This window comes from Curtobacterium sp. MMLR14_010 (assembly GCF_001865015.1).
Lineage (GTDB): Bacteria > Actinomycetota > Actinomycetes > Actinomycetales > Microbacteriaceae > Curtobacterium.
The window spans coordinates 1-330 of the sequence record NZ_MJGV01000051.1 but is presented as its reverse complement, the minus strand read 5'-3'; the positions used below and the strand labels follow the sequence as shown (position 1 = coordinate 330).

At 68.2% G+C, this 330-nt stretch carries 1 protein-coding gene; it reads left to right on the top strand.

Annotation, left to right across the window (positions count from 1 at the left end):
- Positions 1 to 330: YhjD/YihY/BrkB family envelope integrity protein (locus BIU98_RS12595; RefSeq protein ID WP_175481359.1), on the top strand; the 330-nt coding region annotated here is incomplete at both ends.

The following is a 330-nucleotide window of genomic DNA, read 5'->3' as shown; positions in this document are numbered from 1 at the left end:
GCCGACGATCTCGGCGGCGATCGTCGCGAGCCTCGGGTGGGCGCCCTGGATCGACGACGTCTGGGACGTGGTGAAGTGGCCCGTGCTGGCGGTCGACCTCGTGGTGATGGTCGCCGTGCTGTACTACGCGACGCCGAACGTGAAGACGCCGCAGCTGCGGTGGGTGTCCGCGGGCGCCGGGTTCGCGATCGTGACCTGGGCGATGGCGACGTTCGGCTTCGCGCTCTACGTCGAGACCATCGGCGGCAGCAACATCGCGTACGGGTGGCTCGGCGGTGCCCTGCTCCTGCTCGTCTACATCTACATCTCCAACTTCGTGCTCGTCGTCGG